Raw genomic sequence first — 26,422 nt, 5'->3', positions numbered from 1 at the left:
GAAAGGCCAGGAACGTCACCGTCAGAACGGCACGTCGTCCCCATCCACCGGCTGGACATAGGCTGCCTTGATGTTCTTGAAGCCGGCCGGGAACTGCACGGTCAGCGTATCCTCGGCGATGCCCATGACCGTGCCTTCGCCGAACTTGGCGTGGCTCACGCGGTCGCCCACGGCGAAGCGTTCGGCCGGCTCGGCGTCGATGATGACGGGCGTGCGGTGGACCGGCGCCTTGCGTTCACCGGCCCGCGCCTGCATCCGCTTCCAGCCGGGCGAGTTGTAGACATCCGCCTTGGCGGCGCGTTCGTGCAGCGCGTTGACCGGACCGCCCGCCGCGAAGGCCATCGCCGCGCCGTAGCCGCCGCCGTAAAGGCCCGGTGGCGTCAGCACCTCGACATGTTCGGGCGGCAGCTCATCGACGAAGCGCGAGGGCATGGAGCTTTGCCATTGCCCGTAAAGCCGCCGGTTGCCCGCGAAGCTGATCGTGGCCAGCCGTTCGGCGCGGGTGATGCCGACATAGGCCAGGCGGCGCTCCTCCTCGAGCCCCTTGGTGCCGTTCTCGTCCATGGCGCGCTGGCTGGGGAACAGGCCGTCCTCCCATCCCGGCAGGAAGACGATCGGGAACTCGAGCCCCTTGGCGGCGTGCAGCGTCATGATGCTGACCTGTTCGGCGGCCTCGCCGTCGTCGCGGTCCATGACCAGGGCCACGTGTTCCAGGAAGCCCTGCAGGTTCTCGAACTCCTCCAGCGCCTTGACCAGTTCCTTGAGGTTGTCCAGACGCCCCGGCGCGTCCGGCGACTTGTCGTTCTGCCACATCGCGGTATAGCCGGATTCGTCCAGGATCCGCTCGGCCAGTTCGACATGGTTCACGCGGTCGTCCAGGGCGTCGGCGTGCCAGCGGCCCACGGCTTCGGTAAACTGGCGCATCTGGGCTGCGGCCTTGCCCGACAGGTCGCCCGCCGTCAGGGCGGCAACCGTACCGTCCAGCAGCGACAGGCCGCGCGCCCGGGCCATGTGCTGAATGGCCTGCAGGCCCTTTTCGCCCAGGCCCCGCTTGGGGGTGTTGGCGATGCGTTCGAAGGCCAGGTCGTCGGCAGGGCTGACCACCAGCCGGAAATAGGCCATCGCGTCGCGGATTTCGGCGCGTTCGTAGAAGCGCGGGCCGCCGATCACCCGATAGGGCAGGCCGATCGACATGAAGCGGTCCTCGAAGGCGCGCATCTGGTGGGACGCGCGCACCAGGATGGCGATGTCGTTGAGGCTGACCCTGCCGACGGCGTGGCGGTGGCCGCCGTGGAAGGCCTCGATCTCCTCGCCGATCCAGCGGGCCTCGGCCTCGCTGTCCCAATGGCCGATCAGGCGGACCTTCTCGCCCGCCTCGGCATCGGTCCACAGGGTCTTGCCCAGGCGGCCCCGGTTGGCCGCGATCAGCCCGGATGCGGCGGCCAGGATCTGCGGGGTCGAGCGGTAGTTCTGTTCCAGCCGGATCACCTGGGCGCCGGGGAAATCCTGTTCGAAGCGCAGGATGTTGCCCACCTCGGCGCCGCGCCAGCCATAGATCGACTGGTCGTCGTCGCCCACGCAGCAGATGTTGCGATGCGCCTGGGCCAGCAGCCGCAGCCACAGGTATTGCGCCACGTTGGTGTCCTGGTATTCGTCCACCAGGATATAGCGGAAACGGTCCTGCCAGGACCGCAGCACGTCCGGGTGCGCCTGGAACAGCGTGACGCAATGCATCAGCAGGTCGCCGAAATCGACCGCGTTCAGCGCCAGCAGCCGGTCCTGATAGGCCTGATACAGCCGTCCGCCCCAGCCGTCGAAGCTGGAGCCCTCGCCCTTGGGCAGGTTGGCGGGGGTCAGGCAGCGGTTCTTCCAGCCGTCGATCAGATGGGCAAGCTGGCGGGCGGGCCAGCGTTTCTCGTCCAGGTTCTCGGCCTGGATCAGCTGCTTGAGCAGCCGGATCTGGTCGTCGCTGTCCAGGATGGTGAAGCTGGGCTTCAGGTGCACCTCGCCATTGCCGATCAGTTCGGCGTGGCGGCGCAGGATCTTGACGCTGATGGAATGGAAGGTGCCCAGCCAGGGCATCCCCTCGACCGCATCGCCCAGCAGGCGGGCGATGCGGTTCTTCATTTCCCGCGCGGCCTTGTTGGTGAAGGTCACGGCCAGGATCTGCCCGGGGCGCGCGCGGCCCAGCATCAGCAGATGCGCGATCCGCGTGGTCAGCGCCCGGGTCTTGCCGGTGCCCGCCCCCGCCAGCATCAGCACCGGGCCGTCCAGGGTTTCCACCGCCGCGCGCTGCGCCGGGTTCAGCCCCTCGAGATAGGGCGAGGGGCGCGCACCCATTGCGCGTTGTGACAGCGGCACGCGGCCCGTGTCGTCGGAATCGTCCAGAAGCTCCATCCCGCCAACATAGGGCCGAAGGCGGATCATGGAAAGCCCGTGTTCCGCCTTCGTTCGCATCCGCGGCGAATTACCGTCCCCGGATGCGCGGGTCCATGGCGTCGCGCAGCCCGTCGCCGATGTAGTTCACGCACAGCACCGTCAGCGAGATGAACAGCCCCGGCAGGATCACCCGCCACGGATACATCACCATCTGGTCCACCGCGTCGTAAAGCAGCCGGCCCCAGGTCGGGAAATCCGGCGGAAAGCCAAGCCCCAGGAAGGACAGCGCGCTTTCCGTGATGATCGCCGTGGCGATGCCCAGCGTCGCCGCGACCATGATCGGCGACAGCACGTTGGGCAGCACATGGCGCAGGATCATCCGGTGGGCGGGCGTGCCGATGGACTTGGCGGCCAGGATGAACTCGCGTTCCTTCAGGCCCAGGACGTCGCCGCGCACGATGCGCGCGGCCTGCATCCAGCTTGTCGCGCCGATGGCCGAGACGATCAGGATGAAGGTGCCCATCGCCGGACCGAAGGACTGCGACAGGGGTTCGCGGAACAGCGTCACCATCAGCAGCAGCAAGGGCAGCAGCGGCAGCGCCAGGAACAGTTCGGTCAGCCGCATCAGGGGCGCGTCGAGGCCGCGGAAATAGCCCGACAGAAGGCCGATCAGGCTGCCCAGCAGGATGGCGATCACCATCGCCGTCAGCCCCACGGCGATCGACACGCGCCCGCCCGCCATCAGCCGGGCCAGCATGTCGCGGCCCAACTGGTCGGTGCCCAGGGGATGGGCGGCCGAGAAGCCCGAATTGCGGGCGCGGATGTCCACATAGGTCGGGTCGATGGTCCACAGATAGGGACCGGCGGTGACGAACAGGATGGTCCCCACGAACAGCACCAGGGCCACCATGGCGCCGCGATGGCTGCGGAACTGGCGCCAGATGTCGCGCCACTGGCTGCGCGTCTCTCCGGCGTGGTGGGGATCGTCGGGCGGCAGCCCCGCCACCACCCCGGCCTGCGCCGCCGTGGCATCCACCGCCTCGGCCCTGTCCAGATCGTGCTGGCGCTGCGTGTCAGTCATAGCGGATCCTCGGGTCGAGAATGCCGTAGAGGATGTCGGCAATCAGGGTGAACAGCACGATCAGGATCGCGAAGATGAAGGTCAGGGTCAGCACCATCGGGATGTCGTTGCCGTGGATGGCGGTGATCAGCAACTGGCCAAGCCCGTTCACCTTGAACACCTGTTCGGTGATGATGGCGCCGCCGAACACCGTGGGCAGGCCAAGCGCGATCACCGTGATGACCGGGATCAGGCTGTTGCGCAGCACGTGCTTCAGCACCACCGTCCGTTCCGACAGGCCCTTGGCGCGGGCGGTGCGGACGTAATCCTGGCCCAGGTTGTCCAGCATGGATGCCCGCATGAAGCGGCTGATCTGGGCGGCGTTGTACAGCGCCAGCACCGTCACCGGCATGACCATCTGCCGGACCTGGGCCCAGAAGCTGTCCCAGTCGCGCACCTCCAGCGTGGTGTCATAGACCGAGGGGAACCACTGCAGCTTGACCCCGAAGATGATGATGAGAACCACCCCGGTGAAGAAGGTCGGCATCGAAAAGCCGATCATCGACACGAAGGTGCCCAGCTGGTCGAACCAGGAATACTGCTTGTAGGCCGACAGGATGCCGATGGGCAGCGCGATCAGGATGCCCACCAGATAGCTGAAGCCCACCACCGTCAGCGTCTGCGGCACGCGCTGCGCGATCACGTCGAAGACCGGGCTGCGCGACTGGAAGCTGATGATGCGCTGCATTCCGGCGCTGAACTGCGTGCCGAACGCGCTGTCGAACCAGAACAGCGGCTCGACCCAGAAGAACTGCTTCAGCCACAGGACATAGCGCACATACCAGGGCGAGCCCAGCCCCAGCGCCTCGCGCATCCGTTCCTTGACCTCGGGCGGGACGGTCAGGGGCACGTCGCCCAGCGGATCGCCGGGCGAGGCCTCCAGCAGCAGGAAGATCACCAGCGATATGAACAGCAGCGTCGGGATCGCCAGCAGCAGGCGGCGGATGGTGAAGGTCAGCATGGAAAGCCTCCAGCAGGGCAGGTCATGGGGCGCGGCCCGATCGGCGACGGCCCCGCGGACCCCTTGGCGGACCGGCAGGGCCGCCGGCCATGCCGGAAGGGGCATCTTCCGGGACGGCGGCGCACGCCGTCATGCGCGCCGGGGCCAAGGGCAGGGCTTTCGTCACGGGCGACCCCTGTCCGGGACGCCCGGCCCCGCAGGCGACGCGGGGCCGGGCCGGCGGACTTACTGGACGCGGGTCCAGTCGGCGACGTTCCACAGTTCCGAATCCCAGGCGTTCATCTCGACCCCGCCCAAGGTGTTGGAATGGGCCGATGCGGTGCCGCGATAGATCAGCGGGATGATGGCGTTGCTTTCGCGGGTCAGCATGTCGTTCAGGCGCTTGCCGATCTCGGCGCGCTCGGCCGGATCGACGGTCTGCGACAGTTCGACCATCAGCGCGTCATAGGCGGGGTCGCAATAGCGGCTGATGTTCTCGCCCTGCCACTGGTTCTTGGGTCCGGGCGCCTTGTCGCAGGTCCATTTCGCCAGATAGGGCGCGGGGTTGCCGCCCTCGAAGTTGTCGGCATACATCTGGACGTCGGCATAGAACTTCTGCAGCGTGTCCGGCGAGCCGGGATCCGAGCCGAAGAACACCGAGGCATCGACGGTCTTGAGTTCGGTGTCGATGCCGATTTCCGACCACCACTGCTTGATGAGCGCCTGGAAGTCCTGGCGCACCGCGTTGACCGAGGTCTGGAAGACCATCCTCAGCGGCACGCCGTCCTTCTCGCGCACGCCGCTGCCGCCCATCGTCCAGCCCGCTTCCTCCAGCAGGGCCTTGGCGCCTTCGATGTCCTGGGTCAGGCATTCGGTGTTGTCCGATGCCCAGGCCTCGGGCGCGGGGACATAGTTGCAGGTGGGCTGGCCGGCGCTGCCATAGCCGATCTCGGACAGAAGCTGGCGGTCGATCGCCATCGACAGCGCCTGCCGCACGGCCGGATCGTTCAGGAAGGGATGGGGACGGGCTTCGGTCGAACGCTCGCCCTCGGGCAGGTTGGGCGAGGGGTCGGTCAGGTTGACGTGGATGCGTTCCACAAGGCTGCCGAAGGCGGCGCTGACCGTGCCGCGGCCCATCTGCTCCATCCCGGCGATGACATCGGGGGCAAGCTGGGTGTTCCAGGCATAGTCGTATTCGCCCGTCTCCAGCACCGAACGCGCCGCCGCCGCCGCGTCGCCGCCGCCCTTGATGGTCGCGGTCGCGAAGGCGGGCTTCATCGGGTCGCGGTATTCGGGATTGGCCTCGAAGGTGATGACGTCGTTGGTCAGGAAGCGGGTGACGCGGAAGGGGCCGGTGCCGATCGGGTTGAAGTTCTGGTCGGTGCAGGTCGGGGCGTTCGCGCCCAGGCAGTCCTGGAACTGCGCCTTCTGCAGGATCGGCGACTGCGACCCGACGAAGGCCGAATAGGGGTCGGGCATCGGGTTGGTGAAGTTGATCCTGACGGTCAGATCGTCCACCGCCTCGATCGACTCGATGCCCTCGAACTTGGCCAGCTGCGAACAGCCCCCTTCGGGATCCATGCAGTACTGGCCGGTGAAGACCACGTCCTCGGCCGTCACGGGGCTGCCGTCGGACCATTTCAGCCCTTCCTGCAGCTTCCAGGTGACGGATTTCAGATCCTCGGCGATGCCGCCGTTCTCCAGCGTCGGAATCTCGGCGGCAAGGCGGGTGTAATGCTCGCCGGCGGGCGTCATGCCGGCCAGCGGCTCCAGCGTCATGCTGGCGGCGATGATTTCCTTGGTGCCCCCCGAAAGATAGGGGTTCATCGTCGAGGGCGCCTGCCACATGATGATGTTCAGCGCGCCGTCGCTGCCCTGTTCGGCCATGGCCGCGGGGGCCAGTGCCAGGGTGGCGGCTGCGCTCATCAGCAGGGTCTTGAGCTTCATCGATCTCTCCTGTCGGAAGTTGCTGTCCGCGGGCTTGCGGTCGGAACGGAGGATCCCCGTTCAGGCCTTCGGCCCACGGTCCCGGTTCATCCGGGTTGTTGTCCTGGTCCGGCGGACCTGCGGAATGAGGCCAGTTTCAATCGAAGCCCCCTTGGAAAGCAAGCCTTATCGCGCAACCTCCGGGCCTTCTTTGTGCTTTGACATTTCCCGGGCGGCGGCTAGCCTTGGCGGGGCAGCGAACCGGGGGCGATCCGATGCTGGATGAACAACCGCTTGTTTCCATTGAGAACCTTCGCGTCGAATTTGAAACCGGCGATGGCGTCGTGGTGGGCGTCAAGGACATCAGCTTTTCCATCAGGCCGGGCGAATGCGTCTGCGTGGTGGGCGAATCCGGGTCGGGAAAGTCCGTCAGCTCGCTGTCGCTGATGCGGCTGGTGGAATTCGGCGGCGGCACCATCGCGCAGGGCCGGCTGCTGTTCGATCAGGGCGACGGGCGGGTGATCGACCTGGCCCGGCAGTCCACGCCAGCGATGCGCGACATCCGCGGCAACCAGATCGGCATGATCTTCCAGGAGCCCATGACGGCGCTGAACCCGGTCTTTACCGTCGGCGACCAGCTCACCGAGGGGCTGATGGTCCATCGCGGCCTGACCAAGGCCCAGGCCCGCGCCCGCGCCCTGGAGATCCTGCGCCAGGTCCGCATCCCCGAACCCGAACGCCGCCTGGACCAGTATCCCCACGAGCTGTCGGGCGGGATGCGCCAGCGCGTCGTGATCGCCATCGCCATGGCGTGCGAGCCGCGCCTGCTGATCTGCGACGAACCCACCACCGCGCTGGACGTGACCATCCAGGCGGAAATCCTGGCGCTGATCGACCGTCTGAAGCGCGAAAAGCGGATCGCAGTGCTGTTCATCACCCACGACATGGCAGTGGTGGCGCAGATGGCCGATCGCGTGGTGGTGATGTATCGCGGCGAGAAGGTCGAGGAAGGCCCCGTCGAGGAAATCTTCGAGAACCCGCGCGAGGGCTACACCAGGATGCTGCTGGCCGCCGTTCCCCGCCTGGGCGAGATGACCGGCAAGCCCGCCCCGGAACGGATGCGCCTGATGCGCGACGGCACCCTGTCCGCGCCAGAGCCGATCATCGTCAAGGACCCCAGGCCGCTGCTGACGGTGCGGAACCTCACCACCCGCTTCGCCGTCAAGGGCGGGCTGCTGCGCCGCACCGTCGCCCGCGTCCACGCTGTCGAGGATGTGAGCTTCACCATCAACGCGGGCGAGACGCTGTCGCTGGTGGGCGAATCCGGCTGCGGCAAATCGACCTGCGGGCGGTCGCTGCTGCGGCTGGTCGAGCCCGAATCGGGCCAGGTCGATCTAGGCGGCACGGACATCCTGGCGCTGTCGTCGGGCGACCTGCGCCGCGCGCGGCGCGACATGCAGATGATCTTCCAGGATCCCTTTGCCAGCCTCGACCCGCACATGAAGCTTTACGACCAGGTGGCCGAGCCGATGGAGAATTACGGCATCGGCAGCCGGTCCGAACGCCGCGACCGCGTCGCCGCGCTGTTCGACCGGGTGGAACTGCCCCGCAGCTTCATGCGCCGATATCCGCACGAGATGTCGGGCGGCCAGCGCCAGCGCATCGCCATCGCCCGCGCGCTGGCGCTGAACCCCAAGCTGATCGTCGCGGACGAGGCGGTGTCGGCGCTGGATGTGTCGGTGCAGGCGCAGGTGCTGAACCTGTTGATGGAACTGCAGCAGGATCTGGGGATCTCGATGCTGTTCATCAGCCACGACATGGCGGTGGTGGAACGCGTCAGCCACCATGTCGGCGTGATGTATCTGGGCCGCATCGTCGAGATCGGCAGCCGCCAGCAGGTGTTCGAGAACCCGCAGCACAGCTATACCCGGCAACTGATGGCCGCCGTGCCCGTGGCCGACCCGAGCCAGAAGAAGATCAGGGAGGATCTGAACTTCAAGCCGATCCCCTCGCCGATCCATCCGGTGGACCACCAAACGCCGCCCTCGGTCTATCGCGACGTCGCGCCGGGTCACAAGGTTCTGGTCGATCCCCGAACACATCACTGACGTCACCTTCGGCAGATGGCACATCAGAAGCGTTTTTGCCGACCGCGCGCAGGGCCGCCGCAGGAAAATGCTTTGATAACAAGATGATTAACATTTGTTAAGGGAACATTCTTCTTCGGGACGCCTTTTCCGGGCGTGATTTGGCACGTCGCTGACCCACGCGGTTGACGAAACAGCAAGGAGAAAAACGACATGAACAATCCGGTGAAGTTGAAGACCATTTTGACAAGCAGTACGCTGGTCGTTGCCTTCGCTGCCCCGATGTGGGGACAGACCCTGAATGTCAATGTCGAGGAGTTGGCCGGGAAAAGCGAAGAGTGCCGCGCGCTGGGCATGTTCATCGCCGACCAGGATGGTTCGATTGCGGGCGTCGATCCGGTTCGCGTGGCTGATGCGGTCAACAACGACGATCCGGCTGAGTGCGTCGAGGTCCAGGCCTTGCTGGCTGCCGAGAGAGGAATTGTGGATGCAGAGGGGCAGATCGAGGCCGACGCGGCGGAAACGGACGTCACGACCGAAACTGTCCAGACCGCACAAGAGGCCACCATCGTCGGCGAAGCCGTCGTTCGGGTTCCCGAGCCCAATGTCGATGTCCGCGTGCCGCGCCCCGAGGTGACGGTGCGGAACGTGGCGCCGCAGGTCCGCGTCCAGGACAGCGCGCCCCAGATCGAGGTCGAGCAGGCCCAGCCCGAGATCGCCGTCGAAATCCCCACGATCAACGTCCGCGTGACCATGCCCGCGCCCAGCATCTACGTGCTGCAGGGCGACCCGCAGGTTTCCGTGACCGAAGCCGATCCTCAGGTCGAGGTTGTGCAGGGAGAGCCTGAGGTCATCGTGACTCAGGCCGATCCTCAGCTGGATATCGGTCTGGGGCTGGAAGAAGGCCAGCAGCCGCCGGTAGAAGGCGAGCAGGCGCCCGTGGAAGGCGAAGCGCAGGACGACGGGGTGCAGCAGGTTTCCGGCAATGTCGATCTGGCCCAGCAAGAGCCGATCATCAGCTTCGTGCCCGCGGCCGAGGAACCGCAGGTCGAGGTGACCCGGGCCGAGCCCGAGATCTCGTTCTCGGGCGCGACCGAGCCGCAGGTGACGGTCACCATGACCGAACAGCCGACGGTCGATGTCCAGATGGCCGGCGAGCCGCAGGTGGTGATCGAGACCCCGGAAGAACGTGATCAGCGCCGCGCCGCCCAGCAGCAGGCGGCCGCCGATGCACCCGCGAACCTGTCGGGGCAGGCGGATGCCGCCCCTGCCGGCGGCCAGATGACCGTGGGCGACGTGAAGGCCCTGGTCGTGGTGACCGCCGACGGCGAGGAGTTGGGAAGCCCCGAGGGGGTGATCGACATGGACGGCCAGCAATACCTGCTTGTCGGTTCGGGCGGGTTCCTGGGCCTTGGCGACAAGATCGTTCCGGTTCCCCTCACCGCCGTCTCGATGGCCGACGATCGGTTGATGCTGGGCACCCTGACCCAGCAGGACATCGAGCGGGCGCGCGACTTCGAGTATGACGAGAACGCGGCGCTTGAGGACGATCAGCCGGTGGCGCTTCCGAACTGATTTGCCGGGCTTGCACCGGCGAAGGCCCTGCTGCCATCCGGCGGCAGGGCCTTTTCCTGCGCGCGGGGCGCCGGGCAGCGGCCGAAAACCCGAGGCTTGCGCAAGACTCCTCTTTCGGATGGGCCGGGGCGGTCCTAATCTGCCCCGGAAGGAGACCGAAGATGCCAGTCAAGAACCGCTTTGCCGAACTTCTGCCCGAGATCGCCGCTTGGCGGCGCGATTTCCACGAACATCCCGAACTGCTCTACGACGTCCACCGCACGGCGGGGCGGGTCGCCCAGCTTCTTCGGGACTTCGGCTGCGACGAGGTGGTCGAGGGCGTCGGCAGGACCGGGGTGGTCGGCGTCATCAAGGGCCGCACCGACAGCAAGGGGCGCGTGATCGGGCTGCGCGCCGACATGGACGCGCTGCCCATCGTCGAGCAGACCGGGCTGGACTATGCCTCGAAGACCCCGGGCAAGATGCACGCCTGCGGCCATGACGGCCATACCGCGATGCTGCTGGGCGCGACCCGCTATCTGGCCGAGACGCGCAATTTCGACGGCACCGCCGTGGTGATCTTCCAGCCGGCCGAGGAAGGCGGCGCGGGGGGCGAGGCGATGGTGCTGGATGGCCTGGTGCAGCGCTGGAACATCCAGGAATTCTACGGGATGCACAACATGCCGGGCCTTCCGGTGGGCAGCTTCGCCATCAAGCCCGGGGCGATGATGGCCGCCGCCGACCAGTTCGAGATCATCGTGACCGGCAAGGGCGGCCACGCCGCCAAGCCGCACGAATGCATCGACACCACCCTGACCGCGGCCCAGATCATCGTCGCGCTGCAGTCGGTCGTGTCGCGCAACATCGACCCGCTGAAGAACGCCGTGGTCTCGGTCTGCGTGGTCAGCACGGATTCGACGGCGCATAACGTGATCCCGCAGGTCGTGAAGCTGAAGGGGACCGCCCGCAGCCTCGACGCCGAGGTGCGCGACCAGTTGGAGGACGGCATCACCCGCGTCGCCACCAACATCGCCGCCGCGATGGGCGCCACCGCGCAGGTCGATTACCAGCGGGGCTATCCGGTCACGGTCAACGACGAACAGGCCACCCTCTGGGCGGCCGAGGTCGCGCGCGACATCGCGGGCGACGTGGACCTGTCGATGCAGCCGATGATGGGCGGCGAGGATTTCAGCTATATGCTGAACGAACGACCCGGCGCCTATATCTGGGTCGGCAACGGCGACACGGCGATGGTCCATCACCCGGCCTACAACTTCAACGACGACGCCATCCCGGCGGGGTCCAGCTGGTATGCCGGGATGGTGGAAGCGCGGATGCCTGCTGCCTGATCGCCCCGGCCGCCGGGGGATGTCGCGCCAGCCCCCGGCGGCGTCGCAAATGCGGTAGTCGTGGGGCTGCGATCGTCCGAAATGCTGTCAGCCGGACAGCCAAGAAAGCAGAGCCCGATGAAAAGCTATACCCTGCGCGTGACCTGTGCCTCGACCCGGGGGATCGTCGCCGCGATCTCGGGCTATCTGGCGGGGCATGAATGCAACATCACCGACAGCGCGCAGTTCGACGACGCCGAAACCGGCCGCTTCTTCATGCGCGTCAGCTTCCGGTCCGAAGGCGGGGCGACGCTGGAGCAGTTGCAGCAGGGCGTGGCCCCCATCGCCCAGCGCTTCGGCATGGAGGCCGAGTTCAGCGACGACGCCGTGAAGAAGAAGGTCGTCATCATGGTCAGCCGCTTCGGCCACTGCCTGAACGACCTGCTCTATCGCTGGCGGATCGGCGCGCTGCCCATCGACATCGTCGCGGTGATCTCGAACCACATGGATTACCAGAAGGTCGTGGTGAACCATGACCTGCCCTATTACTGCGTCAAGGTCACGCCCGAGACGAAGGCCCAGGCCGAGGCCGAACAGATGCGGATCGTGCGCGAGGCCGGCGCGGAACTGATCGTGCTGGCACGCTACATGCAGGTGCTGTCGGACGAGATGTGCCAGACCATGTCGGGCCGGATCATCAACATCCATCACAGCTTCCTGCCGTCCTTCAAGGGCGCCAACCCCTACAAGCAGGCCTACGAGCGCGGCGTCAAGCTGATCGGCGCGACCAGCCATTACGTCACCGCCGATCTGGACGAGGGCCCGATCATCGAACAGGACACGGTCCGCGTGACCCATGCCCAGTCGCCCGGGGACTATGTGTCGCTTGGCCGCGACGTCGAGGCGCAGGTTCTGGCCCGCGCCGTCCACGCCCATATCCACGGCCGGGTGTTCCTGAACGGCGAAAAGACCGTGGTCTTTCCGCCGTCCCCCGGCAGCTACGCCAGCGAGCGGATGGGCTAGGAAGTTTCCTCGGGGGCGGCTGAAAGCTGTTCCGACAGGAACCGCGTGGCCAGGGCGCCCGCGATCGGGGCAATGCGGTCATAGACGGGCGTGCGGGCGCAGATCTGCCACCACTGGCGGTAATAGGCAAGATGGCGGCGCCCGATCGTCTGCGCCGGGTTGAGGGCCAGGGCCCTGGTCCCCAGGCGGTCCAGATGCGCGATGATCTGCGCTTCCTGTTCGGGGGTCAGCCGCAGATGGAAGGGCTTGGCGATCCGGCCGGCGAAGTGGACGACGGCGGGCCTGACCGTCGCGCCCAGGGCCGGGCCGTCGTGGAAGCGGAAGTTGTAGCGGTCATGGGCACGCACATAGTTGCTGCCGTGGGTCAGCGAGAACAGCCCCTGGTCCCCGAAGGTCAGGCCCCGGTCCTGCGCCCATCGCGCCGTCTCGAGATAGGCCTGGATCCCGACGCCGTCCCGCCGCAGCCTGTCCAGGTTGATGACCATGGCCCCGCTGTTCAGGACGCCCTTCGAGATCCTGAGGATCCGCCCCGGCGATGCCGCCCGCCCTGTCGCCCGCAGGGCCGGGCCGCAGATCAGCGGCGGGGCCAGCGGCGCCTCGCGGCAGGCCGCCACGTATTTTCCCAGCAACGGCTGCCTGAGGAAGGGGATCAGGTCGTCGGTGACGATGGTATCCAGCGGATCCAGATAGATGATCCGGTCGAGGTCTTCGGGCAGGTATTGATGCGCCACGAACCACAGGAAGCGCGCGCCGAAGGGCTTCTTGCCCAGCTTGCTCAGGAGGCCGAAATCGCTTCGTTCCTGCACCAGGACGGGGTGAAGGGCAAGGTTGGGCAAGCTGCGGGCAAACCGGACCAGATTTTCCAGGGCGCGCTGTGGCAGCGCCAGATAGAACACCCGGAACTCGATCCGGTCGTTCGGGTGGGCGTCGGACAGCGACTGCAGCAGGACCTGAAGCACGTCCAGATCCCTGCCGCCGATCGAGGTCATCACATCAAGCCGCGCCGGCGGCCGGGCGCCGCCGTGGCGCCAGCCCTCATAGGCCTGGACGCCGCTGGTCCAGGGGCTGGGAAGGCGGCGATAGAGGCGTCTTGCCACGCGGCGGGCATCAGGCAGCGGCATGGATACCCGCAGCCGGGGTTGAAGCCGCGCCGGCGCGCATCGGGCGCGCGGCGGGGAAGGGGTTCGGGATCTGCAACGGGCAACCTTTCAGGCAGGATCAGGAGGGACGCCCCGGCCGGGGGCCGGGGCGCCGCGCGTCATTGCGGCAGTTCTGCCGTGATGCCCTCGACGAAGAAGTTCATGCCGGCCAGTTCCTCGTCGGTGGCGGTCTGCCCTTCGGCCAGCCAGGCAGAGCCGTCGGCCTTGTTCAGCGGACCCGTGAAGGGGTGGTATTCCCCCGAGGCGATCCGGTCGCGCAGGGCCAGGGCCTCGTCCTTCACCTCGGCGGGAACGGCCTCGGTGATCTCGCCGATCACGACCTCGCCATCGCCGATGCCGGCCCAGGTGGCCTCCGAGGTCCAGGTGCCGTCCAGAACCTGTCCCACGCGCTTGATGTAATAGGGCGCCCAGTTGTCGATGATCGAGGACACGCGGGGGGTGGGGGCAAAGGCCGCCATGTCGCTGGCCTGTCCGAAGCCGATGGCGCCGGCCTCTTGCGCCTTGGCCAGCGGCGCGGTCGAATCGGTGTGCTGCAGGATCACGTCCACCCCTTCGGCCAGCAGGGCGGCGGCAGCGTCGGCCTCCTTGGCGGGGTCGAACCAGCTATAGGCCCAGACGACCCGCATCTCGACGTCCGGGTTCACCTTGCGGGCGTGGATGAAGCTGCTGTTGATGCCCTGGACCACTTCGGGGATCGGGAAGCTGCCGATATAGCCGATCTTGTTCGACTTGGTCATCCGGCCGGCAATGGTGCCGATCACCGCGCGGCCTTCATAGAAGCGCGCGTCGTAGGTGGCGACGTTGTCGGCCCGCTTGTAGCCGGTGGCGTGTTCGAACTTCACGTCCGGGAACTTGGCGGCGACGTTGATCGTGGCGTCCATGAAGCCGAAGCTGGTGGTGAAGATCAGCTTGTTGCCGGCCAGGACCAGCTGGGTGATGGCGCGTTCGGCATCGGCGCCTTCGGGAACGCTTTCGATGAAGGTGGTCTCCACGCGGTCGCCGAATTCCTTCTCGACCGCCAGGCGGCCCTGGTCGTGCTGGTAGGTCCAGCCGCCGTCGCCCACCGGGCCGACATAGATGAAGCCGACCTTCAGCGGCCCTTCCTGTGCCGCGTCCTGCGCCCGGATCGGCGCGGCAAGCCCGACCGTGGTCAGGGCGGCGACGCTGGCGATAAGCTGTCTGCGGTTCATTCTTCCCTCTCTTGATAAGCCCCTTGCGGTCAGCGCAGGGCGTGAAAATCCTGTCCCAGAGAGCCGGGCGCGGCGGTGCCCGCGCGGCGGCTGAACCTCTGCCGGGCCGAGATCGCCACCAGAACGACGATCGTCGCCAGATAGGGCGCCATCGACAGAAGCTGCACCGGCACCCGCACGCCCGCGGCCTGAAGGCGCAGTTGCAGCACCGTCACGCCGCCGAACAGCCAGGCCCCGGCCAGCACTCCCACCGCCGTCCAGTTGGAAAAGACCACGATGGCCAGCGCGATCCAGCCCGCGCCCGCCGTCATGCCCTCGGTCCATTGCAGCACCGTGGCGATCGAGATGAAGGCCCCGCCGATGCCCGCCATGGCCCCGCCGAAGGCGATGGCGGCCAGCCGCACCCGCCGCACGTCGTGGCCCAGCGCATGGGCCGCGTCGTGGTTCTCGCCCACGCCGCGCAGGATCAGGCCGGCGCGGGACCGGTTCAGGAACCACCAGATCGCGGGCACCATCGCCAGGCCCAGCCAGACGATCCAGTTCAGCCCCAGCGGCCCGGGAGCCATCGCCGGGGCCTTGACCCCCTCGACCGGCTTTCCGAACAGCGCGGCCAGCCCCAGCCCGAACAGCGTCAGCGCCAGCCCCGAGGCCACCTGGTTCGTCATCAGGAACTGCGTCAGGACGGCGAAGGGCAGGGCGATCAGCGCGCCCGCCAGGGCCGCGGCCGCAAAGCCCAGGGCGGCGCTGCCGCTGTAATGGGCGGCGGCAAAGCCCGACAGCGCGCCCACGATCATCATCCCCTCGACCCCCAGGTTCAGCACGCCCGCCCGTTCCACCACCAGTTCGCCCAGCGCGGCGAACAGGATCGGGGTGGACGCCGACAGCAGCAGCAGGAACAGGGCTGCGGGATCGATGCTCATGCCGTGATCCTCCGGGTGACGCGGTAGCGGGTCAGCAGGTCGAAGCCCAGCAGGAAGAACAGCAGCATCCCCTGGAACACCTGCACCGTCGCCGCGGGCAGGTTCAGCGTCAGCTGCGCCAACTCGCCGCCGATATAGGTCAGCGCCAGCAGCAGCCCCGCCAGCAGGATGCCCAAGGGGTGCAGCCGTCCCAGGAAGGCCACAATGATCGCGGTGAAGCCGTAGCCCACGCCCAGGTTGTCGGTGACCTGGCCCGCGGGGCCCGCCACCTCGAACAGCCCGGCCATGCCGGCCAGGGCGCCCGACAGGCCCAGGCAGAAGGCCACCAGCGTCTGCGGCCTCACGCCGGCGAAGCGGGCGGCGCGGGGGGCGATGCCGGCCGTGCGGATGTGAAAGCCGCGGATGTGGCGTGACATCAGGAACCAGGTGGCCAGCACCGCGGCGGCTGCGGCGACCACGCCCCAATGCGCCCCGGTCCCCGGGATCAGTTCCGGGTTCGCAGCCGCCGGATACTGTTGCAGGTTGCGCGATCCCGGCATCCCGAAGCCGTCCGGGTTCCGCATCGGGCCGAAGGCCATCCAGGCGGCGACGCGCTGCGCGACATAGACCAGCATCAGCGACACCAGGATTTCCGAGGCGCCGAACCAGTTGCGCAGCAGCGCCGGGATCATCCCCCAGGCCCAGCCGCCCAGGGCGCCGGCCGCGAACATCGCGGGAAAGATCCACGCCCCCTCGGCGGGATAGGCGGCAAGCGCCACCGCGGCGCCGGTGATGGCGCCGATGATGTACTGCCCCTCGGCGCCGATGTTCCAGATCCCGGCGCGGAAGCCCACCGCCAGCCCCGAGGCGATCAGGATCAGCGGCGCGGCCTTGACCAGCAGTTGCGGGCGGGAATAGCCGGCCGCGGGGCCGAACAGCGGATCCCAGAAGATCGTGCGGATCGCCGCCACCGGGTCATAGCCCATGATCGCGAACAGGATGCCGCCCGCGATCATGGTGGCCAGCACCGCCAGGACGGGGGTGGCAACCTGCAGCAGGGCCGGGGCGTCGGCGCGTGGAACCAGGCGGATCATGGCTGGGCCGTCTCCATCCCGTGCGCGCCGCCCAGCATCAGGCCGATCTGGTCCAGCGTCAGATCGCGGGTGGGCCGGGGATCGGACAGGCGGCCCTCGTTCAGCGCGCAGAACCGGTCGGACAGTTCCAGAAGCTCGTCCAGGTCCTGAGAGATCACCACGACCCCCGCCCCGGACCGCGCCAGATCCAGCAGCGACTGGCGCACGGCGGCGGCCGCGCCGGCATCGACGCCCCAGGTGGGCTGGTTCACCACCAGCACCCGAGGGGCCTGCATGACCTCGCGGCCGATGACGAACTTCTGCAGGTTGCCCCCCGACAGCGCCCTGGCGGCCGTGCCGGGGCCGGGGGTGCGCACGTCGAACGCGCGGATCACGTCCTGGGCGAAGGCGCGGGCCGCGGCCTGGTCGATCAGCCCCCTGCGGACCAGCCCCTTGCGCGGCCCCGCCGTCAGCAGCGTGTTGTCGGCCAGGCTGAAATCGGGGACCGCGGCATGGCCCAGCCGATCCTCGGGGGCGGCCAGCAGCCCGGCCGCGCGGCGGGCGTCGGGGCCAAGCCGCGACAGGTCGGTGCCGTCCAGCAGGATCGTCCCGGGGGCGCTGCGGATCTCGCCCGACAGCGCGGCCAGCAATTCGTCCTGGCCGTTGCCCGCGACGCCGCCGATCCCCAGGATCTCGCCCGCGCGCAGCGTCAGGCTGGCACCCTTCAGCGCCGTCCCCTCGGCCGTGGGCGCGGGCTGCGTCAGGCCGCGGACCTGCAACAGCACCTCGCCCGCCTGCCGGCCGCTGCGGTCGATCGGGCGCATCTCGCCGCCGACCATCATCGCGGCCAACTGCCGGGCGGAATGGGCGCGCGGGTCGCAACTGTCCACGACGCGGCCGCCGCGCAGGATCGTGGCGCGGTCGCAATGGGCGCGGATTTCCTGAAGCTTGTGGCTGATATAGAGGATCGCGGTGCCCTGATCCGCCAGCTTGCGCAGGGTGGAAAACAGCAGCTCCGCCTCTTGCGGGGTCAGCACGCTGGTGGGTTCGTCCATGATGAGCAGGCGCGGGTTCTGGAGCAGGCAGCGGATGATCTCGACCCGCTGGCGTTCGCCCGCCGACAGCGTGACGACGCGGCGCGCGGGGTTCAGCGGCAGGCCGAAGTCGCGGCTGACCTGCGCGATGCGCGCCGAGAGGTCGCGCCGCGGCGGCGGGTTCTCCATCCCCAGGGCGATGTTCTCGGCCACCGTCATGGCATCGAACAGCGAGAAGTGCTGGAACACCATCGCCACGCCGGCCGCCCGCGCGGCACGGGGGTCGGCAGGCCGGTGCGGCTGGCCGTTCAGGATCATCTGCCCTTGATCCGGGCGCACCAGGCCATAGATCATCTTCACGAGGGTGGACTTGCCGGCGCCGTTCTCGCCCAGCAGGGCGTGAATCTCGCCCGGTTCCACGGCGAAGGACACGTCGTCATTGGCGCGGACGCCGGGATAGGACTTGCCGATCCCCCTGGCCCGGAAAACTGCCGCGTCGGTCAACGTCGTCCCCTTGGTCGTTCCCCGATCTCTTAGCGCGCAATCGACGCCGGGGGCAATTGCGCTGTTTCGGCAGGTTGCGATAGAGATTTGGACATGGCCGCGAAAATCCCCCGATTCATCCACCTTCGCACACATTCCGAACACTCGTTGCTGGAAGGTGCCGTTCCGGTGGGCAAGCTGCCCGGTCTTGCCGCGGATGCCGGGATGCCGGCCGTGGCGCTGACGGACACCAATGCGCTGTTCGCCGCGCTGGAGTTCAGCGTGAAGGCGATGGAGAAGGGCGTGCAGCCCATCATCGGCTGCCAGATCACCCTGCAGGACGGCGCCACCGGGCCGGTGGTCCTGCTGGCGCAGAACCAGGCGGGCTGGCTGAACCTGATGGCGCTGTCGTCGTGCCTCTATCTGCGCGAGGGCGGCGCGCCGCTGCATGTGACGGTCGATGAGCTTGTTGCCCATGCCGAGGGGCTGATCTGCCTCACCGGCGGCGCAACCGGCCCGCTGGGCTGCCTGATCGCGCAGGGCCAGCGCGACAAGGCCGATGCCCTGGCCGACCGGCTGGCGGCGGCCTTTCCGACGCGGCTTTACGTCGAACTGCAGCGCCACCCCGGCGAGAACGGCGCCCTGATGCCCGCCGAGGCCGCGTCCGAGGCCGGGCTGATCGACCTGGCCTATGCCAAGGGCCTGCCGCTGGTCGCCACCAACGACGTCTATTTCCCCAAGGCCGACATGTTCGAGGCCCATGACGCGCTGATCTGCATCGCCGAAAAGGCCTATGTGGACCAGTCCCAGCCCCGCCGCCGCCTGACGCCGCAGCATTACTTCAAGTCGGCCGAGGAAATGGCGGTGCTGTTCGCCGACCTGCCCGAGGCGCTGGAAAACACCGTCGAGATCGCCCGCCGCTGCGCCTTCGCCGTCAGCCGGCACAAGCCGATCCTGCCGCGCTTCGCCGATGACGAGGTCGAGGAACTGCGCCGGCAGGCCCGCTCCGGGCTGGAATCGCGGCTGCGGGTCATCCCTCACGCCGTCCCGGTCGAGGAATACCGCCAGCGGCTCGAGTTCGAGCTGGGCATCATCGAGCAGATGGGCTTTCCCGGCTACTTCCTGATCGTGGCCGATTTCATCAAATGGGCCAAGGACCGCGACATTCCCGTGGGGCCGGGGCGGGGGTCGGGCGCGGGATCGCTGGTGGCCTATGCGCTGACCATCACCGACCTGGATCCGCTGCGCTACAACCTGCTGTTCGAGCGTTTCCTGAACCCCGAACGCGTCTCCATGCCGGATTTCGACATCGACTTCTGCATGGACCGGCGCGAGGAGGTGATCCGCTATGTCCAGGACCGCTACGGCAAGGACAAGGTGGGCCAGATCATCACCTTCGGCGCGCTGCTGTCCAAGGCCGCCGTGCGCGACGTGGGCCGGGTCCTGCAGATGCCCTTCGGCCAGGTGGACCGCCTGTCCAAGATGATCCCGCTGGAAGGCGTCAAGCCGGTCAGCATCGCCAAGGCCCGCGCCGAGGAGCCTCGCCTGCGCGAGGCCGCCAAGGAGGAAGTCGTCAGGCGGCTGCTGGACTATGCCGAGAAGCTCGAGGGGCTTTACCGCAACGCCTCGACCCATGCGGCGGGCGTGGTGATCGGCGACCGGCCGCTGGACCGGCTGGTGCCGCTGTATCGCGATCCGGCATCAGACATGCCGGCCACGCAGTTCAACATGAAATGGGTCGAACAGGCCGGGCTGGTGAAGTTCGACTTCCTCGGCCTCAAGACGCTGACGGTGATCCAGAACGCCGTGGACCTGATCAACGGCGGCGGCCGTCCGCTGCATGTCGCGGCGGACGGGCGGAGGCTCTACGACCCGGCGCCGGGCACCGAAAACCAGATCAACCTGATCCCCCTGGACGACAAGGCCACCTACGACCTGTTCGCCAGCGCCAGGACGGTGGCGGTGTTCCAGGTCGAAAGTTCCGGCATGATGGACGCGCTGCGCCGGATGCGCCCTACCTGCATCGAGGACATCGTGGCGCTTGTGGCGCTGTACCGGCCCGGCCCGATGGAGAACATCCCGACCTATTGCGAGGTCAAGAACGGGCTGCGGGAACTGGAATCGCTGCACCCCTCCATCGACCCGATCCTGGCCGAAACCCAGGGCATCATCGTCTATCAGGAACAGGTGATGCAGATCGCGCAGGTGATGGCAGGCTACAGCCTGGGCGGCGCCGACCTGCTGCGCCGGGCGATGGGCAAGAAGATCGCCTCGGAAATGGCCAAGGAGCGCCCGAAGTTCGTCGATGGCGCGGTGGCCAACGGCGTGGACGCCAAGAAGGCCGGCGAGGTCTTCGACCTGCTCGAGAAATTCGCCAATTACGGCTTCAACAAGTCGCACGCGGCGGCCTATGCCGTGGTCAGCTATCAGACCGCCTGGCTGAAGGCGAACCACCCGGTCGAATTCATGGCCGCGGTGATGAACTGCGACATCCACCTGACCGACAAACTGGCGATCTACAAGCGCGAATGCGACCGCATGGGAATCGCCGTGGTGCCCCCCTGCGTCAACCGCTCGGCCCCCACCTTCAGCGTCCGCGAAGGCCGCATCCATTACGCGCTGGGCGCGCTGAAGGGCGTGGGCGTGGACGCGATGGGTCTGATCCACCAGGCCCGCGGCGACACGCCCTTCCGCGACATGAACGACTTCGCCCGCCGCGTGGACATGAAGCGCGTGGGCAAGCGCCCGCTGGAGATGCTGGCCCGCGCCGGCGCCTTCGACGTGCTGGACGACAACCGCGCCCGGGTGGTCAAGGGGCTGGACGCGCTCTGCGCCTGGTCGGCGGCGGTGCAGGACCAGGCCGCATCCAGCCAGACCTCGCTGTTCGGCGGGGGCGAGGATCTGCCGCCGCCCCGCCCGCCCATCACCGGCATCTGGCTGCCCACCGAGAAGCTGGCCGAGGAACATAAGGCCGTGGGCTTCTATCTGTCCGGCCATCCGCTGGACGACTACCTGCCCGCGCTTAAACGCAAGAAGGTCATGACCCTGGCCCAGATCAGCCAGGAAGCCCTGGGCGGCCCCCTGGTCGCCAGCATCGCCGGCACGGTCGCCGCGCGGATGGAGCGCAAGTCGGCCAAAGGCACGCCCTACGCCTTCGTCAGCCTGTCCGACCCCACCGGGCTCTACGAGGTGACGGTGTTTTCCGACCTGCTGAGCGCGTCGCGCGACAGGCTGGAACCCGGGCAGAACGTGGTGTTGCAGGTCAAGGTCGAACCCTCGGGCGATGGGGTGAAGATGCTGGCCAACAGCGTCGAGGCCCTGGACAGCATGGTGGCCGACGCGGGGGCGGGCTGCCTTGCGGTGGAACTGCAGGGCGGCGACACCATCCCCCGCCTGGCCGAGACGCTGGCCCGCCTTCGCACCGAGATGACCGTCCCCGCGCGGTCCCGCGGACCGGTCCTGCTGCGCCTCCGCGAGGGCGACGAGGTGATCGAGATCGAGGTCGCCCACGACGCCCCGCTGACCACCCCCGCCCGGCAGGCCCTGCGCGCGGTGCCGGGCGTCCTGGACGTGATCGAGGAATAGGCCCCTAGGCAAATGTTCGCCTTTCGTGCTAGTCCTGGGAAAACGGCAGCGAGGCGGGCATGAGGGTTCTGGGCATCGACCCGGGGTTGCGGAACATGGGCTGGGGCATGATCCTGGTCGAGGGATCGCGCCTGCGCCACATCGCCAACGGCGTGATCCAGACGACCGAGGGCGACCTGGGCACGCGGCTGTCGCAACTCTATCGCGGTTTGTGCGCGGTGATCGCCGCCCATGCGCCCGACGCGGCCGCGGTCGAACAGACCTTTGTCAACAAGGATGCGGTGGGCACCCTGAAGCTGGGCCAGGCGCGCGGCATCGCCCTGCTGGCGCCGGCCGAGGCAGGCATCAGCGTCGGCGAATACGCCCCGAACGCGGTCAAGAAGACGGTGGTGGGCGTGGGCCATGCCGGCAAAGAGCAGGTGCAGCACATGGTCAGGGTCCAGCTTCCCGGCGTCACCTTCGACAGCGCCGACGCCGCCGACGCCCTGGCCATCGCCATCTGCCACGCCCGCCACCTGCAGGGCCGCAGCCTGCGCATCGCGGAACGATCGGCATGATCGGCCGCATCGCCGGGATCATCCTGCACCGCGCCCGCGACCATGTGCTGATCGACGTGCGCGGCGTGGGCTATATCGTCCATGTCAGCGAACGCACCGCCGCGGGCCTGCCGCCCGTGGGCCAGGCCGCGGCGCTTTATACCGACCTGATGGTGCGCGAGGATCTGCTGCAACTGTTCGGCTTCACCTCGATGCTGGAAAAGGAATGGCATCGGCTGCTGACCGGCGTGCAGGGGGTGGGCGCCAAGGTCTCGCTGGCGATCCTGGGCACCTTGGGGCCGGAAGGACTGGGCCGCGCCATCGCGCTGGGCGACTGGGCATCGGTCCGCAAGGCGCAGGGCGTGGGCCCGAAGCTGGCGCAGCGGGTGGTGCTGGAACTAAAGGACAAGGCGCCGTCGGTCATGGCGCTTGGCGCGACGCTGACGGTGGACATGGGCGTTCCGATGGTCGATGCCGATGCCGTCCTGGATACCGCCGCGCCCGCTGCCCCGCCTGCCGCGCCCTCGGACGCCATGCTGGCCGCCCGGGCCACGTCCGACGCCCTGTCGGCGCTGTCCAATCTGGGCTATGCTTCCAGCGAAGCCGCGCAGGCCGTGGCCGAGGCGCAGGCGAGGGAACCGACGGCCCAAACCCCGGCGTTGATCCGCGCGGCGCTGCGTCTTCTGGCGCCTAGGGAATAGGGGGTTCTGATGCACGCAAACGCCAGGGTGTTCATCCTGATGGCCGCCATGACGGCGCTGGTCATGGCGCTTGGCTGGATGCTGGGGGGACGGGGCGGGGCCGTCATGGCGCTGCTGCTGGCGGGCGGCATGAACTTCTTCGCCTGGTGGAACAGCGACAAGATGGTGCTGCGCCAGCAGGGCGCGGTCGAACTGTCGCCCCAGCAGGGCGGCGATCTTCATGCCCTGACCGCCGAACTGGCGCGCCGCGCCGATCTGCCGATGCCCAGGCTGTATCTGCTGCCCACGGACCAGCCCAACGCCTTCGCCACCGGGCGCAACCCGGAAAACGCGGCCGTGGCGGTGACGCAGGGCCTGGTCCGCAGCCTGTCGCGCGACGAGATCGCGGGCGTGATCGCCCATGAACTCGCCCACATCAAGCACCGCGACGCGCTGGTGATGACGATCACGGCGACGATGGCCGGGGCCATCGCCATGATGGGCAACATGATGCTGTTCACCGGCGGGCGCGACGACCGCGGCGGCGGCCTGGGGGCGATCCTGGCGATGATCTTCGCGCCCCTGGCCGCGATGATGGTGCAGATGGCGATTTCCCGCACCCGAGAGTTCGAGGCCGACTCCACCGGCGCCCGGATCTGCGGCCAGCCCCGCGCGCTTGCCTCGGCGCTGGCGAAGATTTCCCGGATGGCGGGGCGGGTGCTGAACGTCCCTGCGGAAAAGAACCCGGCGGCGGCGGCGATGTTCATCGTCAACCCGCTGAACGGGCTTCGCATGGACCGCCTGTTCGCCACCCATCCCGCGACCGAGGACCGGATCGCCCGGCTGATGACCCTGGAGGAGCGCCCCGCCACCCCCGAACGGGTCTCGCCCATCCCGCGCAGCGGCCGCGGGGCCGGCCCCTGGGGTCGGGGATGATCCAGCCCGACCCGACCCTTCGTCCCCAGCCGATGGACAGCGACTCCGAGGATCGCGCCCTGCGGCCGCAGATGCTGTCCGAATTCGTCGGGCAGGCCGAGGCGCGCGCGAACCTGCGGGTCTTCATCGAAAGCGCCCGGATGCGCGGCAAGGCGATGGACCACACGCTGTTCTTCGGCCCTCCTGGGCTTGGCAAGACCACCCTGGCCCAGATCATGGCCCGGGAACTGGGCGTGAACTTCCGCATGACCTCGGGTCCGGTGCTGGCGCGGGCGGGCGATCTGGCGGCGATCCTGACGGATCTGGAAGCCCGCGACGTGCTGTTCATCGACGAGATCCACCGCATGAACCCCGCGGTCGAGGAAATCCTCTATCCCGCGATGGAGGATTTCGAACTGGATCTGGTCATCGGCGAAGGCCCGGCGGCGCGCACCGTGCAGAATCGAATTGCAACCCTTCACGCTGGTGGGCGCGACCACGCGCCTGGGCCTGCTGACCACGCCGCTGCGCGACCGTTTCGGCATTCCCACGCGCCTGGAGTTCTACACGGACGCGGAACTTGACCTGATCGTGCAGCGCGGCGCGCGGCTGATGGGCATCGACGCTGATCCCGAAGGCACGCGCGAGATCGCCCGCCGCGCCCGCGGCACCCCCGGATCGCCGGCCGGCTGCTGCGCCGCGTGGTGGACTTCGCGCTGGTGGAAGGTGACGGACGGCTGACCCGCCAGATCGCCGATGCCGCGCTGACCCGCCTGGGGGTGGACGACAGGGGCCTGGACGGGGCGGACCGGCGATACCTGATGCAGATGGCCGAACATTATGGCGGCGGTCCGGTCGGGGTGGAGACCTTGTCTGCCGCCCTGTCGGAAAGCCGCGACGCCATCGAGGAGGTGATCGAGCCCTATCTGCTGCAACAGGGCCTGATCGCCCGGACCCCGCGCGGGCGGCAGCTGACGGCCGGCGCCTGGAGACATCTGGGCCTGTCGGCGCCCGCCGTGCCGTCACAGGGCACGCTGTTCGACGGCTGATGCCGCAGGGGGCGCTGCCCCCGTCGCGCAGGGCGCGACTCCCCGGGATATTTCCGGTCCAATACAGGACCGAAGAACGCCCCATCCTGCCAGAGGATGAGGCGCCTGCTTCGGACACGGTCATCGGCGTCCCCGCCTGTACCGTGATCTGATGATCTCCCGGAAAGCTTGAGAAAGCGTGAAGCGGCCCGCTTTGGACGGGAAATATCCCACGGGGGTCCGGGGGTGTGAAACCCCCGGGCCGCGCCTCAGGGTGTCAGGCCCTCGGGGTCGGGCAGGCCGTGGGCGCGGGCGGCGGCCGTCAGGGTGTTGGCCAGCAGGCAGGCGATCGTCATGGGGCCCACGCCTCCCGGAACGGGGGTGATGGCGCCCGCCACCTGGCTTGCCGCGGCGAAATCGACATCCCCGACCAGGCCGTCCTCGGTGCGGTTGATGCCCACGTCGATCACCGCGGCGCCGGGTCTGATCCAGTCGCCCTGGACGAAGTTGGCCCGCCCCACGGCTGCAACGACGATGTCTGCCCGCCGGCACAGGTCCGGCAGGTCCGCCGTCCGGGAATGGGCGATCGTGACCGTCGCGCTGTCCTGCAGCAGAAGCTGCGCCATCGGCTTGCCGACGATATTGCTGCGGCCGATCACCAGGGCGTTCTTGCCCGCAAGGTCGCCCAGGCAGTCGCGCAGCAGCATCAGGCAGCCCAGCGGCGTGCAGGGCACCATGGCCTTCTGCCCGGTCGCCAGCCGCCCGACATTCAGGATGTGGAAGCCGTCAACGTCCTTCAGCGGATCGATGCTGTTGATGACGGCCGCCTCGTTCAGGTGCCGGGGCAGGGGAAGCTGCACCAGGATGCCGTTGACCGAGGGATCGCGGTTCAGCCGCTCGATCAGGGCCAGCAGGTCGGCCTCGGCGGTATCGGCGGGCAGCCGGTGCTCGTGCGAGGTCATGCCCACCTCGCGGGTCATCCGCCCCTTCGAGCGGACATAGACCTGGCTTGCCGGATCCTCGCCCACCAGGACCACCGCCAGCCCGGGCGTGATCCCCCGCGCCGCCAGGGACGCCACCTCCGCGGCGATTCGGCTGCGCAGCCGGGCCGCGAAGGCCTTGCCGTCGATGAGCGTCGCCCTGGAGCGAGGCGTTGGGATCATGGGGCGTCTCCGTTCAGATGGCGGTCTTCCTGGGCGATGGCGGCCTCGACCAGTTGCCGCCAGATCGCCTCGATCAGGCGGGGATCCAGGCCGCGCGCCTGGGCGTGACGGACAGCGTTCGCGACCACCTCCTCGACCCGCGCCTCGATCCGGGCGGGAAGCCCGGCCTTCTGCTTGATCCGCGCCGCCTGCGCGATCAGCGCGTGGCGCTGCGCCAGAAGCGCGACCAGCCGTTCGTCCAGCGCGTCGATCCGCGCGCGCAGCGTGGCCATGTCCTCGATGTCGGCGATGTCGCTCATCGCGGGCCCCTTGCTGTTCC

19 protein-coding genes and 1 pseudogene are annotated in these 26,422 nt (G+C 68.2%); 9 read left to right on the top strand and 11 right to left on the bottom strand.

Annotated elements, in window-relative coordinates; translation table 11 throughout:
* Positions 1 to 21: 21 nt before the first annotated feature.
* The 4 genes from ACZ1HC_RS01625 to ACZ1HC_RS01610 form a co-directional block, all read right to left on the bottom strand.
* Positions 22 to 2,397 carry an ATP-dependent helicase gene (locus ACZ1HC_RS01625; RefSeq protein WP_472700752.1) on the bottom strand — a complete coding sequence of 792 codons (2,376 nt, stop codon included), beginning with the start codon at positions 2,395 to 2,397 and terminating at the stop codon, positions 22 to 24.
* Positions 2,398 to 2,467: 70 nt separating this feature from the next.
* On the bottom strand, positions 2,468 to 3,460 hold the full coding sequence (locus ACZ1HC_RS01620; protein WP_472698463.1) for an ABC transporter permease: 993 nt from the start codon (positions 3,458 to 3,460) through the stop codon (positions 2,468 to 2,470).
* Positions 3,453 to 4,460, bottom strand: a complete 1,008-nt coding sequence (locus ACZ1HC_RS01615; RefSeq protein ID WP_472698462.1) for an ABC transporter permease — start codon at positions 4,458 to 4,460, stop codon at positions 3,453 to 3,455. Before ACZ1HC_RS01615 ends, ACZ1HC_RS01620 begins: the two co-directional genes overlap by 8 nt.
* A gap of 225 nt (positions 4,461 to 4,685) precedes the next feature.
* Positions 4,686 to 6,386, bottom strand: coding sequence for a peptide ABC transporter substrate-binding protein (locus tag ACZ1HC_RS01610; protein ID WP_472698461.1), 1,701 nt, complete (start codon positions 6,384 to 6,386; stop codon positions 4,686 to 4,688).
* A gap of 254 nt (positions 6,387 to 6,640) precedes the next feature.
* On the opposite strand from ACZ1HC_RS01610, the gene ACZ1HC_RS01605 reads away from it, so the two are divergent.
* The 4 genes from ACZ1HC_RS01605 (at position 6,641) to purU (ending at position 12,357) form a co-directional block, all read left to right on the top strand.
* The gene (locus ACZ1HC_RS01605; protein WP_472698460.1) at positions 6,641 to 8,473 is read left to right on the top strand and encodes an ABC transporter ATP-binding protein; all 1,833 of its coding nucleotides are present in this window, start codon (positions 6,641 to 6,643) and stop codon (positions 8,471 to 8,473) included.
* A gap of 192 nt (positions 8,474 to 8,665) precedes the next feature.
* Positions 8,666 to 10,027: a PRC-barrel domain-containing protein gene (locus ACZ1HC_RS01600; RefSeq protein WP_472698459.1), complete on the top strand. Its 1,362-nt coding sequence runs from the start codon at positions 8,666 to 8,668 to the stop codon at positions 10,025 to 10,027.
* Between the two features lie 161 nt (positions 10,028 to 10,188).
* Positions 10,189 to 11,355, top strand: a complete 1,167-nt coding sequence (locus tag ACZ1HC_RS01595; RefSeq protein ID WP_472698458.1) for a M20 aminoacylase family protein — start codon at positions 10,189 to 10,191, stop codon at positions 11,353 to 11,355.
* A gap of 117 nt (positions 11,356 to 11,472) precedes the next feature.
* On the top strand, positions 11,473 to 12,357 hold the full coding sequence (purU, locus tag ACZ1HC_RS01590) for a formyltetrahydrofolate deformylase (RefSeq protein WP_472698457.1): 885 nt from the start codon (positions 11,473 to 11,475) through the stop codon (positions 12,355 to 12,357).
* Here the strand turns inward: purU and ACZ1HC_RS01585 are convergent.
* The 5 genes from ACZ1HC_RS01585 to ACZ1HC_RS01565 all read right to left on the bottom strand — a co-directional run bounded on the left by ACZ1HC_RS01585 (position 12,354) and on the right by ACZ1HC_RS01565 (position 18,217).
* Positions 12,354 to 13,478: a glycosyltransferase family 8 protein gene (locus ACZ1HC_RS01585; protein WP_472698456.1), complete on the bottom strand. Its 1,125-nt coding sequence runs from the start codon at positions 13,476 to 13,478 to the stop codon at positions 12,354 to 12,356. The genes purU and ACZ1HC_RS01585 overlap by 4 nt on opposite strands.
* 137 nt (positions 13,479 to 13,615) lie before the next feature.
* The gene (locus ACZ1HC_RS01580) at positions 13,616 to 14,707 is read right to left on the bottom strand and encodes a BMP family ABC transporter substrate-binding protein (RefSeq protein WP_472698455.1); all 1,092 of its coding nucleotides are present in this window, start codon (positions 14,705 to 14,707) and stop codon (positions 13,616 to 13,618) included.
* 29 nt (positions 14,708 to 14,736) lie between these two features.
* The gene (locus ACZ1HC_RS01575; protein WP_472698454.1) at positions 14,737 to 15,627 is read right to left on the bottom strand and encodes an ABC transporter permease; all 891 of its coding nucleotides are present in this window, start codon (positions 15,625 to 15,627) and stop codon (positions 14,737 to 14,739) included.
* A complete protein-coding gene (locus ACZ1HC_RS01570) occupies positions 15,624 to 16,700 on the bottom strand; it encodes an ABC transporter permease (protein ID WP_472698453.1) in 1,077 nt (358 codons plus the stop codon). The genes ACZ1HC_RS01575 and ACZ1HC_RS01570 overlap by 4 nt, the downstream gene beginning before the upstream one ends.
* Positions 16,697 to 18,217: an ABC transporter ATP-binding protein gene (locus tag ACZ1HC_RS01565; protein WP_472698452.1), complete on the bottom strand. Its 1,521-nt coding sequence runs from the start codon at positions 18,215 to 18,217 to the stop codon at positions 16,697 to 16,699. Before ACZ1HC_RS01565 ends, ACZ1HC_RS01570 begins: the two co-directional genes overlap by 4 nt.
* A gap of 93 nt (positions 18,218 to 18,310) precedes the next feature.
* On the opposite strand from ACZ1HC_RS01565, the gene dnaE reads away from it, so the two are divergent.
* The 5 genes and pseudogenes from dnaE (at position 18,311) to ruvB (ending at position 24,961) form a co-directional block, all read left to right on the top strand.
* A complete protein-coding gene (gene dnaE / locus ACZ1HC_RS01560; protein ID WP_472698451.1) occupies positions 18,311 to 21,781 on the top strand; it encodes a DNA polymerase III subunit alpha in 3,471 nt (1,156 codons plus the stop codon).
* A 59-nt stretch (positions 21,782 to 21,840) separates the two neighbouring features.
* Complete coding sequence (gene ruvC, locus ACZ1HC_RS01555) at positions 21,841 to 22,338, top strand: crossover junction endodeoxyribonuclease RuvC (protein WP_472698450.1); 498 nt, start codon at positions 21,841 to 21,843, stop codon at positions 22,336 to 22,338.
* Positions 22,335 to 23,018, top strand: a complete 684-nt coding sequence (gene ruvA, locus ACZ1HC_RS01550) for a Holliday junction branch migration protein RuvA (RefSeq protein WP_472698449.1) — start codon at positions 22,335 to 22,337, stop codon at positions 23,016 to 23,018. The genes ruvC and ruvA overlap by 4 nt, the downstream gene beginning before the upstream one ends.
* 9 nt (positions 23,019 to 23,027) lie before the next feature.
* Positions 23,028 to 23,933 carry a zinc metalloprotease HtpX gene (htpX, locus tag ACZ1HC_RS01545; protein ID WP_472698448.1) on the top strand — a complete coding sequence of 302 codons (906 nt, stop codon included), beginning with the start codon at positions 23,028 to 23,030 and terminating at the stop codon, positions 23,931 to 23,933.
* A pseudogene (ruvB, locus tag ACZ1HC_RS01540) lies at positions 23,930 to 24,961 on the top strand (Holliday junction branch migration DNA helicase RuvB). The gene htpX and the pseudogene ruvB overlap by 4 nt, the downstream one beginning before the upstream one ends.
* 248 nt (positions 24,962 to 25,209) lie before the next feature.
* Here the strand turns inward: ruvB and folD are convergent.
* Both folD and ACZ1HC_RS01530 read right to left on the bottom strand, forming a co-directional pair.
* Complete coding sequence (folD, locus tag ACZ1HC_RS01535) at positions 25,210 to 26,103, bottom strand: bifunctional methylenetetrahydrofolate dehydrogenase/methenyltetrahydrofolate cyclohydrolase FolD (protein ID WP_472698447.1); 894 nt, start codon at positions 26,101 to 26,103, stop codon at positions 25,210 to 25,212.
* Positions 26,100 to 26,402 (bottom strand): chorismate mutase, encoded by a 303-nt coding sequence (locus ACZ1HC_RS01530; RefSeq protein ID WP_472698446.1) that lies wholly within the window; start codon positions 26,400 to 26,402, stop codon positions 26,100 to 26,102. The genes folD and ACZ1HC_RS01530 overlap by 4 nt, the downstream gene beginning before the upstream one ends.
* Positions 26,403 to 26,422: the final 20 nt, after the last annotated feature.

This window comes from Paracoccus sp. BR5-17, assembly GCF_055693925.1.
This window is presented reverse-complemented; position numbering and strand designations above follow the sequence as displayed.

Coding starts and splice junctions, on each gene's coding strand:
- ACZ1HC_RS01585 (WP_472698456.1), bottom strand. CDS start 13,478: ATGCCGCTGCCTGATGCCCGCCGCGTGGCAAGACGCCTCTATCGCCGC.
- ACZ1HC_RS01575 (WP_472698454.1), bottom strand. CDS start 15,627: ATGAGCATCGATCCCGCAGCCCTGTTCCTGCTGCTGCTGTCGGCGTCC.
- ACZ1HC_RS01615 (WP_472698462.1), bottom strand. CDS start 4,460: ATGCTGACCTTCACCATCCGCCGCCTGCTGCTGGCGATCCCGACGCTG.
- ACZ1HC_RS01610 (WP_472698461.1), bottom strand. CDS start 6,386: ATGAAGCTCAAGACCCTGCTGATGAGCGCAGCCGCCACCCTGGCACTG.
- ACZ1HC_RS01570 (WP_472698453.1), bottom strand. CDS start 16,700: ATGATCCGCCTGGTTCCACGCGCCGACGCCCCGGCCCTGCTGCAGGTT.
- ACZ1HC_RS01580 (WP_472698455.1), bottom strand. CDS start 14,707: ATGAACCGCAGACAGCTTATCGCCAGCGTCGCCGCCCTGACCACGGTC.
- ACZ1HC_RS01625 (WP_472700752.1), bottom strand. CDS start 2,397: ATGGAGCTTCTGGACGATTCCGACGACACGGGCCGCGTGCCGCTGTCA.
- ruvA (WP_472698449.1), top strand. CDS start 22,335: ATGATCGGCCGCATCGCCGGGATCATCCTGCACCGCGCCCGCGACCAT.
- ACZ1HC_RS01530 (WP_472698446.1), bottom strand. CDS start 26,402: ATGAGCGACATCGCCGACATCGAGGACATGGCCACGCTGCGCGCGCGG.
- ACZ1HC_RS01620 (WP_472698463.1), bottom strand. CDS start 3,460: ATGACTGACACGCAGCGCCAGCACGATCTGGACAGGGCCGAGGCGGTG.
- htpX (WP_472698448.1), top strand. CDS start 23,028: ATGCACGCAAACGCCAGGGTGTTCATCCTGATGGCCGCCATGACGGCG.
- ruvC (WP_472698450.1), top strand. CDS start 21,841: ATGAGGGTTCTGGGCATCGACCCGGGGTTGCGGAACATGGGCTGGGGC.
- ACZ1HC_RS01595 (WP_472698458.1), top strand. CDS start 10,189: ATGCCAGTCAAGAACCGCTTTGCCGAACTTCTGCCCGAGATCGCCGCT.
- folD (WP_472698447.1), bottom strand. CDS start 26,103: ATGATCCCAACGCCTCGCTCCAGGGCGACGCTCATCGACGGCAAGGCC.
- dnaE (WP_472698451.1), top strand. CDS start 18,311: ATGGCCGCGAAAATCCCCCGATTCATCCACCTTCGCACACATTCCGAA.
- ACZ1HC_RS01600 (WP_472698459.1), top strand. CDS start 8,666: ATGAACAATCCGGTGAAGTTGAAGACCATTTTGACAAGCAGTACGCTG.
- purU (WP_472698457.1), top strand. CDS start 11,473: ATGAAAAGCTATACCCTGCGCGTGACCTGTGCCTCGACCCGGGGGATC.
- ACZ1HC_RS01605 (WP_472698460.1), top strand. CDS start 6,641: ATGCTGGATGAACAACCGCTTGTTTCCATTGAGAACCTTCGCGTCGAA.